General features: G+C 73.4%; 11 protein-coding genes. 2 read left to right on the forward strand and 9 right to left on the reverse strand.

Annotated features, from left to right (window positions below):
* Positions 1-82: 82 nt before the first annotated feature.
* From CLV37_RS27565 to CLV37_RS28845, 6 genes are all read right to left on the reverse strand, one after another.
* Positions 83-241 (reverse strand): hypothetical protein, encoded by a 159-nt coding sequence (locus CLV37_RS27565; RefSeq protein ID WP_170127203.1) that lies wholly within the window; start codon positions 239-241, stop codon positions 83-85.
* Positions 242-348: 107 nt separating this feature from the next.
* On the reverse strand, positions 349-2079 hold the full coding sequence (locus tag CLV37_RS11470; protein ID WP_106210366.1) for a dipeptide ABC transporter ATP-binding protein: 1731 nt from the start codon (positions 2077-2079) through the stop codon (positions 349-351).
* A complete protein-coding gene (locus CLV37_RS11475) occupies positions 2076-3047 on the reverse strand; it encodes an ABC transporter permease (RefSeq protein WP_106210368.1) in 972 nt (323 codons plus the stop codon). Before CLV37_RS11475 ends, CLV37_RS11470 begins: the two co-directional genes overlap by 4 nt.
* Positions 3040-3966: an ABC transporter permease gene (locus CLV37_RS11480; RefSeq protein ID WP_106210370.1), complete on the reverse strand. Its 927-nt coding sequence runs from the start codon at positions 3964-3966 to the stop codon at positions 3040-3042. The genes CLV37_RS11475 and CLV37_RS11480 overlap by 8 nt, the downstream gene beginning before the upstream one ends.
* Before the next feature lie 130 nt (positions 3967-4096).
* Positions 4097-5722, reverse strand: coding sequence for a peptide ABC transporter substrate-binding protein (locus CLV37_RS11485; protein ID WP_211298595.1), 1626 nt, complete (start codon positions 5720-5722; stop codon positions 4097-4099).
* Positions 5723-6288: 566 nt separating this feature from the next.
* Entirely contained in the window at positions 6289-6897 is a 609-nt protein-coding gene (locus CLV37_RS28845) for a TetR/AcrR family transcriptional regulator (protein ID WP_106210374.1), read from the reverse strand.
* 115 nt (positions 6898-7012) lie between these two features.
* Between CLV37_RS28845 and CLV37_RS11495 the strand changes: the two genes are divergently transcribed.
* Together CLV37_RS11495 and CLV37_RS11500 are read left to right on the forward strand one after the other, a co-directional pair.
* On the forward strand, positions 7013-7807 hold the full coding sequence (locus CLV37_RS11495; protein ID WP_106210376.1) for an alpha/beta hydrolase: 795 nt from the start codon (positions 7013-7015) through the stop codon (positions 7805-7807).
* Between the two features lies 1 nt (position 7808).
* Positions 7809-8594, forward strand: a complete 786-nt coding sequence (locus CLV37_RS11500) for an SDR family NAD(P)-dependent oxidoreductase (RefSeq protein WP_106210378.1) — start codon at positions 7809-7811, stop codon at positions 8592-8594.
* Positions 8595-8656: 62 nt separating this feature from the next.
* Here the strand turns inward: CLV37_RS11500 and CLV37_RS11505 are convergent, their stop codons facing one another.
* The 3 genes from CLV37_RS11505 to ychF all read right to left on the reverse strand — a co-directional run bounded on the left by CLV37_RS11505 (position 8657) and on the right by ychF (position 15091).
* On the reverse strand, positions 8657-11728 hold the full coding sequence (locus CLV37_RS11505; RefSeq protein ID WP_106210380.1) for a PAS domain S-box protein: 3072 nt from the start codon (positions 11726-11728) through the stop codon (positions 8657-8659).
* Between the two features lie 129 nt (positions 11729-11857).
* The gene (locus CLV37_RS11510) at positions 11858-13930 is read right to left on the reverse strand and encodes a diguanylate cyclase domain-containing protein (RefSeq protein WP_146149371.1); all 2073 of its coding nucleotides are present in this window, start codon (positions 13928-13930) and stop codon (positions 11858-11860) included.
* Between the two features lie 75 nt (positions 13931-14005).
* Positions 14006-15091: a redox-regulated ATPase YchF gene (ychF, locus tag CLV37_RS11515; RefSeq protein WP_106210384.1), complete on the reverse strand. Its 1086-nt coding sequence runs from the start codon at positions 15089-15091 to the stop codon at positions 14006-14008.
* Between the last annotated feature and the right edge of the window lie 60 nt (positions 15092-15151).

Here is a 15151-nt window from a genome sequence, read left to right on the forward strand (position 1 = left end):
GGTGTGGCGATCTCTCCTGGACTGCAACGGTGCGGCCCGCGGGGTGGTTCACCCGGCGGCGACACGCGCCGGGTGAGTCACGTCACAGGCCCTGGCGGCGGGCCTCCTCGCGGGCACGGCGGGCCCGGTCCCCGTGGTCGTACCGGGCGACGGCAGCGACCCGGTGGCGGGGGCTGGTGCGCCAGATGACGACGGCGATCCCGGCGGCGACGGCGAGAACGACGAGTGCGATGAACTGCATCCGATCACCGTAGACCCCGGACCGCCTGCGAGACAGCCCCTCGGCCTGCTTCCGAGGGACTTCCCACCTCCGGCCCAGCGGCGTGGGAGGCCCCCCGGGCGCCGGCCTCAGGCCCCGAGCTGGATGCTCCCGCCGGGGATGGCCTCGAGCAGGGCCTTGGTGTACTCCTGCTGCGGGCTGGTGAAGACCTCGTCGACGCTGGCGTGCTCGACGAGCCTGCCCCGCTGCATGACCACGACGTCGTCGGCGATCTCCCGCACGACGGCGAGGTCGTGCGTGATGAACAGGTAGGTCAGCCCCAGCTCGGCCTGCAGGTCGTTGAGCAGGTGCAGGATCTGGCCCTGCACGAGCACGTCGAGGGCCGAGACGGCCTCGTCGCACACGACGACCTCGGGCTGCAGGGCCAGGGCGCGGGCGATGGCGACGCGCTGGCGCTGGCCGCCGGACAGCTCGTTGGGGTAGCGCCGCAGCGAGCTCTGCGGCAGGGAGACCTTGTCCAGCAGGTCGCGCACGCGGGCCTCGCGGCTCTTGGCGTCCCCGACCCGGTGCACCCGCAGCGGCTCCTCGATGGAGGAGAAGATGCTCCAGCTCGGGTCCAGCGAGCCGTAGGGGTTCTGGAAGATGGGCTGGACGCGGCGCCGGAAGGCGAACTGCTGCTTGCGGTCCAGGGTCGTGATGTCGACCCCGTCGAAGAGCACCTCCCCCGAGGTGGCCGGCAGCAGGTTCAGCACCATCTGCGCGACCGTGGACTTGCCCGAGCCGGACTCGCCGACGACGGCCAGGGTGGTGCCGCGGCGCACCGAGAAGTTCACGCCGTCGACCGCGAGGAGCTTCTCGCCGCGGGGACCGGCGCCGCGGATCGTGAACTCCTTGGTGAGGTTCCTGACCTCGATGACGTCGGCGGTCACCTGGTCGGGGACGGTCACCGGCGTCTGGGCCGCGACGATCTCGTGGGCCTGCTCGGCCCGGGCCTCGGCCTGCTCCACCACCTGCGCGCGGTGCTCGGACTGCATGCGCCGCGACGCCAGCGAGGGCGCCGCCGAGACGAGCCGCTGGGTGTAGGGGTGCTGCGGGGCCTGCAGGATCTGCAGCGCCGGGCCGGACTCGACGACCTGCCCCTTGTACATGACGACGAGGTGCTCGGCGCGCTCGGCGGCCAGCCCCAGGTCGTGCGTGATGAGCAGGACCGCCGTGCCCAGGTCGGAGGTCAGGGAGTCGAGGTGGTCCAGGATGCCCCGCTGGACGGTCACGTCCAGCGCGGAGGTCGGCTCGTCGGCGATGAGCAGGCGGGGGCGCGAGGCGAGCCCGATGCCGATGAGGGCGCGCTGGCGCATGCCGCCGGAGAACTCGTGCGGGTACTGCTTGTACCGGCGGGCGGCGTCGCCGAGCCCGGCCTCCCCGAGGACCTCGATGGCGCGCTTCTTCGCCGCCGACCCGCGGGCGATGCCGTTGGCCTCGATGGCCTCCTTGACCTGGAACCCGATGTTCCACACGGGGTTCAGGTTCGACATCGGGTCCTGCGGGACCATGCCGATGTGCTTGCCGCGCAGGTTCACGTACTCGCGCCGGGAGGCGTGGGCGATGTCCCGGCCGTCGAACAGGACCTGCCCGCCGACGACCTTGCCGGTGCCGGGCAGCAGGCCGATGACGGCCATCGCCGAGGTGGACTTGCCGGACCCGGACTCCCCCACGATGGCGACGGTCTGCCCGGGGTAGACCGTGAAGTTCGCCTTGCGGACGGCGTGCACCGCCCGGCCGCCGGAGGTGAAGTCGACCTCGAGGTCGCGCACCTGCAGGAGCGGCTTGGTCCGGTCGACGGTCGGCGTGAGCGGGCTCATCGGGTGCGGCCCTTCGGGTCGAGGGCGTCGCGCAGGGCGTCGCCGAGCATGAGGAACGACAGGACCGTCAGGGACAGCCCGAGCGAGGGCCACAGCAGGATCGCCGGGTCGGTGCGCAGGGTCGTGCGGGCCAGCGAGATGTCACCGCCCCAGGACACGATGTTCGGCGGGAGCCCGACGGACAGGAACGACAGCGTCGCCTCGGCCGCGATGAACGTCCCCAGCGAGATGGTGGCGACGACGATGACCGGCCCCAGGGCGTTCGGCACGACGTGCTTGACCAGGGTGCCCATCCGTGACAGGCCCAGGGACTTGGCGGCCGTCACGTACTCGGCCGTGCGCACCTGCAGCACGGCCCCGCGCATGATGCGCGCCACCTGCGGCCAGCCGAACAGCGCCAGCGTCAGCGCCACGGTCCAGACGTTGCGGCTCTTGAGCATCTGCAGCAGGACGATCGCCCCGAGGATGAGCGGCAGCGCGAAGAAGATGTCCCCGACGCGCGACAGCACGGCGTCGAGCCATCCCCCGAAGAAGCCGGCCAGGGCCCCGACGACGCCGCCGACGACGACGACGAGCAGCGTCGTGAGGATCCCGACGCTCACCGAGGCGCGGGCCCCGTAGACCAGCCGGGCGTAGACGTCGGTGCCGGCCTTGGTGACGCCCAGGGGGTGGGCGTCGGAGGGACCGGCCAGCGAGGAGGCCAGGTCCACGAACCGGGGGTCGGTCGAGGTGAACCACGACGGGAAGACCGAGACCACGACGAGCGCGAGGATGATCAGGCTCGGGACGATGAACAGCGGCCGCTTGCGCAGCTGGCGCCAGGCCTCGGTGAACAGCCCGCCGCTGGGCGCGGACTCGTCGACCGCGTCGACCGCGGCGAGCGGGGTCTCCTCCAGCGGGGCGACGAAGTGCTCCTGGCCGGGACGGACGGCGGTGCCGCCGGGCCTGCCCACGGTGTTCTCAGACATAGCGGATCCTCGGGTCCAGGACGGCGTAGAGCAGGTCGACGACGAGGTTGGCGATCAGGTACACGAGCACCAGGATCGTCACGACCGACACGACGGTCGGGCCTTCCTGCCGGATGACGGACTGGTAGAGCAGGTTCCCCACCCCGGGGACGTTGAAGATGCCCTCGGTGACCACGGCCCCGCCCATGAGCGCGCCGAGGTCGGTCCCGAGGAAGGTGATGACGGGGATGAGGGAGTTGCGCAGGACGTGCACGGTCATGACCCGCGGGCGCGAGAGCCCCTTGGCCGTCGCGGTGCGCACGTGGTCGGCGGACAGGCCCTCGGCCACGGAGTTGCGGGTCAGGCGCAGGACGTAGGCGAACGACAGCGCCCCCAGCACCGCCCCGGGCAGGATCAGGTCGACCCAGGCCGGGTCACCGCCCACGGTGGCCCGGGCGATCCCCCACTTGATCCCGATGAAGTACTGCCCGACGAAGCCGAGCACGAACACCGGGATGCCGATGACGACGAGGGACAGGAACAGGACGGTGGAGTCGAAGATCCCGCCGCGGCGCAGGCCGGCGAGGAAGCCGAAGACGATCCCGAACACGGCCTCGATGACCAGGGCGACGATCGCCAGCTTGATCGTGACCGGGAAGGCCCGGGTGATCTGGCTGATCACGGGCTGGCCCGAGAACGAGGTCCCGAAGTCGAGCGTGAAGACGCCCTTGAGGAAGTACAGGTACTGGACGAAGAAGGGCTTGTCCAGGTGGTACTGCGCCCGCAGCAGCGCCAGGGCCGTCGGGCTGACGGGCTTGTCCCCGAACAGGGCCCGGATGGGGTCGCCGGGCAGCGCGAACACCAGGGCGTAGATGAGGAGCGTGGCTCCGAAGAAGACGGGCACCATCTGCAACAGACGGCGCCCGATGTACCAACCCATCACGAGCCTCCTCGGGGGGACGGCCGTCGCTGGCCGTCCCTGCTTTCAACGTCGGTGATCAGTGTCGCGCCCGTGCGTCCACGCGCGAACGGGGGTGGGCCGGACCTCCGACCCACCCCCGGACCTCACGTCAGGACTTGGTGACCTGGTAGTACAGCGGGACGCTGTTCCAGCCGAACTCGACGTTCGAGGCCTTCTCCCCGTAGCCGCCGGAGGCGTTGGAGTACCACAGCGGGATGGCGGGCAGGTCCGTGAACAGGATGGTCTGGACCTCCTGCAGGATCTTGTTCGCCGCGTCCTGGTCCGTGGTGCCCTCGGCCTGCTTGAGCATCGAGTCGACCTGCGGGTTGGAGTAGTCGCCGTCGTTGGAGTCGGCGCCCGTGGCGTACAGCGGCCCGATGAAGTTGAACAGGCCCGGGTAGTCGGCCTGCCAGCCGCTGCGGAAGGCGCCCTTGATGGTGCGGTTGGTGATGTCGGTGCGCAGCGCGGCGAACGTCGGGTACGGCGCGCCCTCGGCCTTGATGCCGAGCGTCTGGCGCAGCAGCGCCGTCACGGCGTCGACCCACTCCTGGTGCCCGCCGTCGGCGTTGTAGCCGATGGTGAAGGTGTCGGAGTACGGCGAGATCGCGTCGGCCTGCTGCCACAGCTGCTTGGCCTTGGCGGCGTCGGCGGTCAGCACCTCGTTGCCGGGGACCGTCTCGGAGTACCCGGCGATGACCGGGGACGTGAAGTCCTTGGCCGGGGTGCGGGTGTCGCTGAAGACGGACTTGCAGATGGCCGCGCGGTCGATGGCGTAGCTGATGGCCTGGCGGCGCAGCTTGCCCTCGTCGCCCTCGAAGTGGGCGAGCTTCTGCGGGATGGTGAAGGACTGGAAGACCGCGGACGGCTGGTTCACGGCGCGCTTGCCGAGCTCGTCCTGGTAGGTCGCCAGCGCCGACGGCGGGATGTTGTCCAGGACGTCGAGGTCACCGGACTGCAGCGCCGCGTAGGCCGCGTCGTAGGTCTCGTAGAAGACGAAGGCGAGGGAGTCGTTCTGCGCCTTGCGGGGCCCGTCGTAGGTGTCGTTCTTGACGAAGTCGATGCGGACGTTGTGCTGCCACGCACCTTCTTCCTTCAGCTTGTACGGGCCGTTGCCGACCGGGTTCTCGCCGTACTTGTCGATGTCGTCGAAGGCGTTGCTCGGCAGCGGGTAGAAGGCCGAGTAGCCCAGGCGCAGGGGGAAGTCGGACTGCGGCTGGACGAGCTTGACGGTGAAGCTGGTGTCGTCGACGACGGCGAGCCCGGACAGCGTCTGCGCGGTGGGCGGGTCGGCCTGGACCGCGTCGAAGCCCTCGATGGGCTGGAAGAAGTAGCTGGAGAGCTGCTTGTTGGTGCCCAGCGCGCCGTAGTTCCAGGCGTCGACGAAGTTCTTGGCGGTGATGGCCGTGCCGTCGGAGAACTTCTGGCCGGTCTTGATCTTGATGGTGTAGTTCTGCGCGTCGGTCGACGTGATGGAGTCCGCGAGGTCGTTCTCGGGGGTCCCGTCGGCCTTGTAGTAGACGAGGCCGGCCCACAGCGAGTCGAGCAGGCGGCCGCCGCCGACCTCGTTGGTGTTGGTGGGGATGAGCTTGTTCTGCGGTTCGGAGCCGTTGACGACGACGTCGCCGCCCGTGCCGCCGCCCCCGCCGCCCCCGTTGCCGGAGCCGCCGTTGTCGTCGTCGTTGCCACCGCAGGCCGCCAGGGTCGCGAGGGCGGCGAGGCCGAGCGCACCCTTCAGGCCGTTGCGACGGCTGAACGCGGACCCGGTGACGACACCGATGCGCTGGACCGGCTTCAGGTCGTCCTTCTCGAAGCTGCTCAAGGTGGAACTCCTCCTCGCAAGCGATGACTGGGTGGGCACGTTGCCCAGCTGTGGCGACTCCCGACGCGCAGGATGTCCACCTCTACAGGTCGGGCAGCACGTTAACACCCGGGCAACCCGATTCCTGACGCGTGTGAACACCGACCCGCGCAGGGGCCGGACGCTCCCGCCCAGTGTCCCCCGTCACGGAGCGCTCCGCAGCCGAAAGATCACGTCTTGTTACCCGATCGACGCACGACGTAGCAGGTCAGCGACCCGGACGGCCTACTGCGGGCCTCAGGTAACGATGTCGTTGCGAACTGGACGCCGTGCGGTCGCCCGGGTGACGGACGCGGCGCGGGAGTGTGAGCGGTGGGATCCCCGTCGACCCCACCGCCCGTGCAGCATGGCGCACCCGCGCCGCCGTGCCCAGCACCACGGACCTCCTGGAACACGATCGAGACCTCGTCGTTCCCTGCCGGAAACGAAGCGGTGGTACCCGCTCACCCCGGACCCGTCCGGCCACCCGGGATCCCGGCGTCGACGAGCCCGTCCCACGCGGCGACGAAGTCCTCCCCCAGGGCCCGTCCCCCTTCGAGCGCGGCGGCGACCACGGCCCCCGTGCGCAGCATCATCAGCTGGACCGCCGTCCGCGCCGGGCTGTCGTGCCCCGCGTCCTCCAGGAGCCGGCGCAGCTCCCCCGTGACCCACGTCCTGATCTCCTCGGCGTGGCGGCGGACCGGGTGCCCCTGCGGGAACTCCGCGGAGGCGTTGACGAACGGGCACCCGCGCCGCACCGCGCCGAAGTCGTCGGCCGTCAGCTCCACCGCCAGGGCGCGCAGGGCAGCGCGCGGATCGTCGCGGTGGCGTGCGAGCACGGCGCCCACCTGGTCGTGGTCGGCCTGCGCGCGCCGCTGGAGGTAGGCCGTGACGAGGTCGTCCTTGGCGGGGAAGTGCCGGTAGAGGGTGACCCGGGTGACCTGCGCCTCCGCGATGATCCGCTGGATCCCGACGGGGTGGACGCCCTCGGCGTAGAAGAGCCGGTCGGCGGTGTCGAGGATGCGCTCGCGGGCGGCCGAGGGCCGGCCGGTCGTGCTCGGTGGGGCGCTCATGCGGTGCGTCGGTCCTCCGGGGTGTCGACGGGCGGGGCCTTGTGGCGGGTGCAGCGGTGGCTCTAGGTTACGCGACAGGTAGGTAGATCGGTCGGTACACCCATCGGAGGTCCCCGTGCCCGTTCCCCCCGTCCTCTTCCTCCACGGCCTCTGGCTGCACGCGACCTCGTGGGCCGACTGGGTCGACCTGTTCACCGACCGCGGCTGGACCGCCTCGGCGCCGGGCTGGCCCGGCGACCCGGACACCGTGGCCGAGGCGCGCGCCCACCCAGACGCCCTCGCCGACCACGGCATCGACGACGTCGTGGCCCACTACGCCCAGGTCATCGCCGCCCTGCCCACGCGTCCCGTCCTCGTCGGCCACTCCTTCGGGGGGATGATCGCCCAGCGGCTGCTCGGCGAGGACCTCGCGGTGGCCGCCGTCGCCGTCGACGCCGCCCAGATCAAGGGCGTCCTGCCGGTGCCGCTGAGCGCCCTGCGCGCCACGCTGCCCGTCTTCAAGAACCCCGCGAACCGGCACCGGGCGGTGTCCCTGACCGCCGAGCAGTTCCGGTTCGCCTTCGGCAACGCCCTCGACGAGCAGGAGTCCGACGCGCTGTTCGAGCGCTGGACGATCCCCGCCCCCGGCAGACCCCTCTTCGAGGCGGCGTCGGCGAACTTCGACCCGCACTCCCCCGCGAGGGTCGACACCGCCAACGCCGGCCGCGGTCCCCTGCTGCTCGTCGCCGGCGGGGAGGACCACACGGTCCCCGAGGCGGTCACCCGGGCCACGCTGAAGCAGTACCGGCACAGCTCGGCGACCACCGACTTCCTGCGCTTCGCCGACCGCGGGCACTCCCTGACCATCGACCACGGGTGGCGGGACGTGGCCGAGGCCACGTTGACCTGGCTGCGCGAGAAGGGGTTCTGACGTGGACCTCGGACTGGACGGCAAGGTCGTCGTCGTGACCGGCGCGAGCCGGGGCATCGGGCTGGCCGTCGTCCGTGCCTTCGCCGCCGAGGGCGCGCACGTCGTCGCCGCCGCCCGGGGCGGCAGCGCCGAGCTGGACGCCCTGGCCGCCACCGGCTCCGTGCACCCCGTCCTGGCCGACCTCACCGCGCCCGGGGGTCCCGAGCGGGTCGTCGCCGAGGCGGTGACGCGCTTCGGCGGCCTCGACGTGCTCGTGAACAACGTGGGCGCCGTCAAGGCCCGCGTCGACGGGTTCCTCGCCCTCACCGACGCGGACTGGGCCTGGGCGCTGGACGTGAACCTCCTCGTCGCCGTCCGGACCCTGCGCGCCGCCCTGCCGCACCTGCTGCAACGGCCCGGCGCCGACGTCGTCACCGTCAGCTCGGTCAACGCGTTCCTGCCCGACCCAGGGGTCGTCGACTACAGCGCGGCCAAGGCCGCGCTGGGCAACCTGAGCAAGTCCCTGTCCAAGGAGTTCGGCTCGCGGGTGCGGTTCACCACCGTCAGCCCCGGGCCCGTCCGCACCGACCTGTGGCTGGCCGGCGGCGGGGTCGCCGACGCCGTCGCCCGCGCCCGGGGCACGAGCGCCGAGGAGGTGGTGCGCGAGCAGGCCGCCGCCGCCCCCAGCGGGCGGTTCACCACCCCCGAGGAGGTCGCCGACGTCGTCCTGCTGCTCGCGAGCGCACGCTCGGGCAACACGACCGGCACCGACGTCGTCGTGGACGGGGGGCTGGTCACGACCCTGTGAGCCCAGCCGGTGCGGGTCCGACGGGCCGACGGGCCGGCGGGCGCGGTAGCGGTCGCCGCGCCTCACGCCAGCCCGACGGCCCGCTCCAGGGCCTCGCGCGCGCCGGCGTCCACGGCGTCGACCGCGTCGAGGGTGAGGGTGAAGCGCGAGCCGCCCCCCGCGGCGGGCTGGTGGGTGAGGTCACCGCCGTTGGCGTTGGCCAGCTGCCGGGCGATGTAGAGCCCCAGACCGGTGCCCTTGCGGTCCGCCGCGACGCCCGTGGTGGCCCGCGCGAAACGGGTGAACAGGCGCGGCACGAACTCCTCGGGGACCCCCTCACCGGCGTCGACGACGTCGAGGGCGACCTGGTCCCCCCGGCGGCGGGCCGTCAGCCGCACCGGCGGGGCGCCGTACGTGAAGGCGTTGGCCACCAGGTTGGTGAGGACCTGCTGCAGGTGCCCCCGGTCGGCCAGGACGGTGAGGTCCTGCACCCCGGTGGTGTCCACGAGCGAGGCCTGCACGTGGAGGCGGTCCACGACGTCGGCGACCAGCGCCGGCAGGTGGACGCGCGCCGTCCGCGGAACCGGGGTGCCGGCCTCCAGCTGGGCCATCGTGAGGATGTCCTCCAGCAGGTCGTCGGCCCAGCGCCCCGCCCGGTGGATGCGGCCCAGGTGCTGTCGCTTCTCGTCCTCGCCGATCTCGTCCCACTCGTCCAGCAGCAGCTCGGCGAAGCCCGTGGTCGTCGACAGGGGTTGGCGCAGGTCGTGGCTGAGGGTGGCGACCAGGTCGTCCTTGAGGCGGTTGGCCTCGCGCAGCCGGTCGTTGGAGGCGGCCAGGGCCGCCTGGTCGCGCAACCGCTCGGACAGGTCGCGGACCAGGGTGAGGGTGGCCCGGCCCCCGGCGTCGGGCAGCGGCACGGTGGTCACCTCCACGGGCACGCTCGTCCCGTCGGCGTGTCGCAGGGCGGTGACCGTCGAGGCGCCGGCCCCCAGCTGACCGGGAGCGAACGCGCGGCGGGCCGACCAGGCCTCCTGCTCGGCCTCGGGGACCAGCAGCAGGGACGTCGGCAGGGCCAGCAGGGCGGGGGTGCGGCGCCCCGTGAGGCGGGCCAGCGCGTCGTTGGCGTAGGTGATCTGGTCCTCGTGCTCGACCAGGACCCCCTCGCCCAGGTCGCTGAGGGCCCGCAGCAACCGGGTGGACACGTCGCGCTGACCGCGCACCGCCTCCTCGGCGGCGACGCGGGCGCTGACGTCGACGATCTGGCTGGCCAGGTGCACCGGCCGTCCCCGACCGTCGGTCACCAGCGCGGAGGAGACCTGGGTGTGCACGACGTGCCCGTCGCGGTGCAGGTGGCGCACCTGACCGCCCAGGGCGGTCGTCCCGCCGGAGCCGGTCCCCCGGGGGCCCGCGAGGAACTCGCGCATCGCCTCCCTGCGCGCGCTCCGGTCCTCGGGGTGCACGAGCTGCCCCCAGCTGCGTCCCACGAGGTCGGCGGGGTCGTGGCCGAGCATGGCCGCGGCGGCGGCGTTGACGCGCAGCGCCGTGCCGGTGAGGTCGAGGTGGACGTTGCCCACCATCGAGGCCTCGAACGCCGCGCCGAGCAGGTCGGCCTGCTCACGGGCCTGCGCCCGGGCGCTCTCCAGGTCCCGGCGCAGGGCCCGGTCGGCGCTGACGTCGGTCATGGCGACCACGGCGCCCAGGGGGGTGCCGTCGGCGCGGCTCATCCGCCGGCCCGAGCAGAGCACGGTCAGCGCCTCGCGGCCGGTGGGGGCGATGACCATCTCGGCGCCGGTGACCGCGCCGGTGCGCATGACCTGCGCCAGGGGGACGTCGTGGGCGGCGAGGGCGGTGGTGCCGTCGGCGGCGAACAGGTCGTAGCGGCCCGCGTGCTCGTCCGGCTCCAGTCCGGCGTCGGCGTCCAGGCCGTGCCAGGCCTGCGCCGCGCGGTTGAACAGCGTCAGGCGGCCGTCGCCGTCGGCCACGACGATGCCGACGTCGACCGAGTCCAGCACCGCCCGGGTCAACTCCCCGCGCAGCTCGGCCTCGGCGGCGGCCTCGACGGCCTCCCGGCGGGCCCGCTCGGCCAGGGCGCGCTGCTCCTCGGCGACGACCCGCAGCGCGGCCGCCTCGCGCGCCGAGCGTTCGCTGGCGGCGGTGGAGGCGACCATCGCGGCCAGCAGGAGGTCGCGCTCGTCGCGGCCCATGGCCAGCGCCAGGCCCAGGACGGCCAGCACGACCACGTACAGCTGCACGACGACGGCACGGGTGGCGTCGTCGGCGATCATCGCGAACGGGCCGTCCCCGGCCAGGGTCAGCAGCACGGCCACCACGCCCATGAGCAGGTCGTGGACCAGGACGATGGTGGTGTCGAAGCGCAGCGCCACCCACGCCGACAGCGCGATCAGGGGGAAGGCGACCGGCAGGCGGTGGTAGACGCCGAAGACCAGCGCGTAGGCCAGCACCGAGCACGCCAGCGCGAGCGCCAGCTCGACCAGCCGCCCACCGCGGGGCCAGCGCACCGGGGCGAGCACAGCGGGCCCCGCCGGACGGCCGGTGTCGGCGGACGCCTCGCGGGAGGCGTCCCGGCGGGCGCTGAGCAGGCAGCCGACGCGGAAGGCGGTGGCGGCGACGAGCAGGATGCTGGCGGTGTTGCGCGTCATCCACACCAGCGCCGTCAGCCACGACCAGTGCCCCGTCAGCGCCCACACCGAGGTCGGTCCCAGCAGGGCCCCGGCGCCGGTGGCCAGCACCGCCGCCGCCAGCAGGCGCATCAGCTGCGCCACCCCGGTGAGGGGTTCACGGCCCCCGGCGCCCCACGCGTCCGGGCACCACCGGGCGAACAGCGCCCCGAAGGTGGCGACCTGCGCCAGGTTGGCACCCACGAAGCAGGCCGCGAGCGCCGGGGACGCCCCGGTGACGGCGTTGAGGACGAAGGTCGCCGCCGAGACCAGGACGACGTCCAGCCAGCGCGTCCCGGCGCGCCGCTGGGCGGCGAACCACACCACCGCGACCCCGGCCGCCGGCCACACCAGGCTCAGGCTGGTGCCGTCCATCACGGTCATCCGTCCGAGGAGCACCGCGGCGCAGAACACGACGGCGAAAGCGGCGCTGCGCAGCACGGCACCGGTCGAGGGCACGGGCACGGGCACGGGCACGGGGAGCCTCCAACCGGGGCCGGGACGGTGGACGGGGTCGTGCGGTCGTCCCGCGCGGGACGCCGTCACTCTCCGACATCGGCCGGTGCGCCGCTGGGCTCGAGGGGTGTCACCCCCGTGGCGCAACGCTCACGCGGCCGGGCCCACCGGGACGGGGTCGTCCGCCCCGTGCACGACGGTGGCGTCGCGCCCGCCCTCCTTGCCCCGGTACAGGGCCTCGTCGGCGCGGGCGATCACGTCGTCGGCCCCCAGGCCCGGCTGCCACTGGGCGATGCCGACGGTGCAGGACTGCCCGCGCGGCACGGCCGCGCGGATGCGGTCGGCCACCGCCACGGCAGCCTCGGCCGTGCACCCGGGCAGGGCCAGGACGAACTCCTCCCCGCCCCAGCGGGCCAGGGTGTCCACCTCCCGCAGGCAGTCGGCGGCGGCGGCGGCGAACTCGCGCAGCAGCACGTCCCCGCCCAGGTGGCCGTAGGTGTCGTTGTAGGCCTTGAAGCGGTCCAGGTCCAGCAGCGCCACGCTCAGCGGTGCCCCGGTCCGCGCGGCGCGGGCCACCTCCCCGGTGATCGCCTCGTCCCAGCGGCGTCGGTTGGCCAGCCCGGTCAGGGGGTCGCGCTCGGCGGCCCGCTCCAGGCGCTGCAGCAGGTCGGCGCGCTCGACGGCGTGGGCCACCTCCCCCGACAGCGTCTGCAGCGCCAGCACGTCGTGCTCGGGCAGCTGGGCCAGCGGGGAGCGCCAGAAGACGCCCAGGACGCCGACGGTGCGCTGCCCCGGCAGCACCACCGGCTGCCAGAGCCCGGAGACGACCCCGCTGGACTCGACGTGCCGGCGGGAGGCGAGCGGGTGGGTCCGGACGTCGGCGACGAAGACCTGGGCCGAGGAGGTGAAGCAGGTCCCGGCCAGGGACGAGGCGGTGGCCGGGTAGAACACGTCACCGGCGTGCAGGTTGGACAGGGCCACGGCCCGCAGCCCGTCGACGCCGTCGACCGTCGCCGGGCGCAGCAGGTACGCCGCGTCGGCGCCGGTGAGCTCGCGCAGCAGCGTGCACACCGCCTCCTGCGGCTCCTGGGCCGCGGCCAGGGCGCGGGAGGCGTCGGCCAGGGCCTGGACGCGCCGGGTGTGCTGCTCCAGGGCCGCGTGGGCCTGCGCGATGGCCGCGTGCGCCCGTTCCGTCTCCGCGTGGGCCTCGGCCAGCGCCCGCTCGCGCTCGCGGTCGCGGGTGACGTCGTTCAGGGCGACCACAGCGCCCAGGGGGGTGCCGTCGGCCCGGCTCATCGCCCGGCCCGAGCACACCAGGGTGCGCGGGGCCCGGCCGGGCGCGGCCAGGACGACCTCGGCGCCCTGGACGGCCCCCTCGCGCAGGGCGCGCAGCCACGGCAGCTCGTGCGCCTCCAGGGCGGTGGCGCCGTCCGCGGCCAGGTAGGTGGGCCGTTCGAGGTGGGAGGGGCCCTGCCACTGGCGCACGGCGCGGTTCAGCGAGGTGACCTGCCCGTCGGCGTCGACGGTCACCAGGCCGGTGTCGACGGTCTCGGCCACGACCTCGCTCAGCTCCCAGCGGGCCTCGGACTCGGCCATGGCCAGGACCGCCAGCTCGCGCGCCTCGGCGGCCTGCCGCCGCTGCTCGGCCTCCCGCCGGACCTGGCGCCGGCGCTCGAACAGCGCGACCAGGACCCCGGCCAGGTCGCGCAGGACGTCGAGCCGGCGCTCGCTGAGGGACCCGGGGACGGTGTCGAAGACGCACAGCGAGCCCAGGGCGTGCCCGGCGGGGGTGACCAGCGGGGCGGAGGCGTAGAAGCGGACGCGCGCGAGCCGGCCGTCCACCCACGGGTTGCGGGCGTAGCGGCCGTCCAGGGAGGCGTCGGTGACGTGGACGACCTCGCCGTCCTCGAAGTGCAGGGCGCACATCGAGTCCGCGCGCGCCGAGTCCGCGCCCTCGAAGCCGACCGTGGTCAGCTGGCACTGGCGGTGCTCGTCGATGAGGTTGAGCGTGGCGTGCGGCACCCCGGCGACCACCGCGGCGGCCCGCACCACGGCCGACAGCTCGTCGTCGGCGGGGGTGTCGAGGAGGCCGTACTCGTGCAGCGCCGCGAGCCGGGCGCCCTCGGCCGAGGGGGCCGGCCCGGCGACGACGGCGGTGGGCGCACCGGTCGTCGCGTCCTGCAGCTCCGTCTGCGCCAGGGCGAGCCAGTCGTCTCGGTTCACCTCGGTCACGTCGGCCGGTGCGGGCCTCGACTTGATCCGTCCGGCTGCCCCCTCGGCGAGGTGGTCCGGGACGGGTCAGACGTTGAAGCGGAACTCCACGACGTCCCCGTCGGCCATGACGTACTCCTTGCCCTCGATGCGCACCTTGCCGGCGGCCTTGGCCTCGGCCATCGACCCGGCGGCGAGCAGGTCGGCGAACGAGACGACCTCGGCCTTGATGAAGCCGCGCTGGAAGTCGGTGTGGATGACCCCGGCGGCCTGCGGGGCGGTCCAGCCCTGGTGGATGGTCCAGGCGCGCGACTCCTTGGGGCCGGCGGTCAGGTAGGTCTGCAGGCCGAGGGTGGCGAACCCGACGCGGGCGAGCTGGTCGAGGCCGGACTCGTCCTGCCCCACGGACTCCAGGAGCTCGGCGGCCTCCTCGGCGGACAGCTCGACGAGCTCGGACTCCAGCTTGGCGTCGAGGAAGACGGCCTCGGCCGGGGCCACGAGGTCGCGCAGCTCCTGCTTGCGCCCCTCGTCGCCCAGCACCGTCTCGTCGACGTTGAAGACGTAGATGAAGGGCTTGGTGGTCAGCAGGCCCAGTTCCCGCAGCGCGGCGACGTCGACGTCGTCGGCCTTCGTCGCGGCCGACAGGGGGCGGCCGGAGTCGAGGACCTTCGAGGCGGCCTCGGCGGCCCGCAGGACGGCCGCGTCGGTCTTCTTGCCCTTGACCTCCTTCTCCAGGCGCGGGATCGCGCGCTCGAGGGTCTGCAGGTCGGCCAGGACGAGCTCGGTGTGGATCGTGGCGATGTCGTCGGCCGGTTCGATCGACCCGGCCACGTGCACGACGTCCGGGTCGGAGAACGCGCGCGTCACCTGGCAGATCGCGTCGGCCTCGCGGATGTTGGCGAGGAACTTGTTGCCCAGCCCCTCCCCCTCGCTGGCGCCCTTGACGATGCCCGCGATGTCGACGAAGGAGACGGTCGCGGGCACGGTCTTCTCGCTGGAGAAGACCTTCGCGAGCTCGTCGAGCCGCGGGTCGGGCAGCGCCACGACGCCGACGTTGGGCTCGATGGTGGCGAACGGGTAGTTCGCCGCGAGCACGTCGTTCTTGGTCAGGGCGTTGAAGAGCGTGGACTTGCCGACGTTGGGCAGTCCGACGATGCCGATGGTGAGAGCCACGGGAACCAGAGCCTACCGTCTGCGCCCGCCCGGACCCGGCGGCGAGGGCACGGGGTGCCG

Origin of the sequence: Kineococcus rhizosphaerae (assembly GCF_003002055.1) — a bacterium.
Lineage (GTDB): Bacteria > Actinomycetota > Actinomycetes > Actinomycetales > Kineococcaceae > Kineococcus > Kineococcus rhizosphaerae.

Bases quoted from the DNA above. Each gene is read 5' to 3' on its own strand.
- CLV37_RS28845 (WP_106210374.1), bottom strand. From the start codon at position 6,897: ATGAGCGCCCCACCGAGCACGACCGGCCGGCCCTCGGCCGCCCGCGAG.
- CLV37_RS27565 (WP_170127203.1), bottom strand. From the start codon at position 241: ATGCAGTTCATCGCACTCGTCGTTCTCGCCGTCGCCGCCGGGATCGCC.
- CLV37_RS11480 (WP_106210370.1), bottom strand. From the start codon at position 3,966: ATGGGTTGGTACATCGGGCGCCGTCTGTTGCAGATGGTGCCCGTCTTC.
- CLV37_RS11475 (WP_106210368.1), bottom strand. From the start codon at position 3,047: ATGTCTGAGAACACCGTGGGCAGGCCCGGCGGCACCGCCGTCCGTCCC.
- CLV37_RS11470 (WP_106210366.1), bottom strand. From the start codon at position 2,079: ATGAGCCCGCTCACGCCGACCGTCGACCGGACCAAGCCGCTCCTGCAG.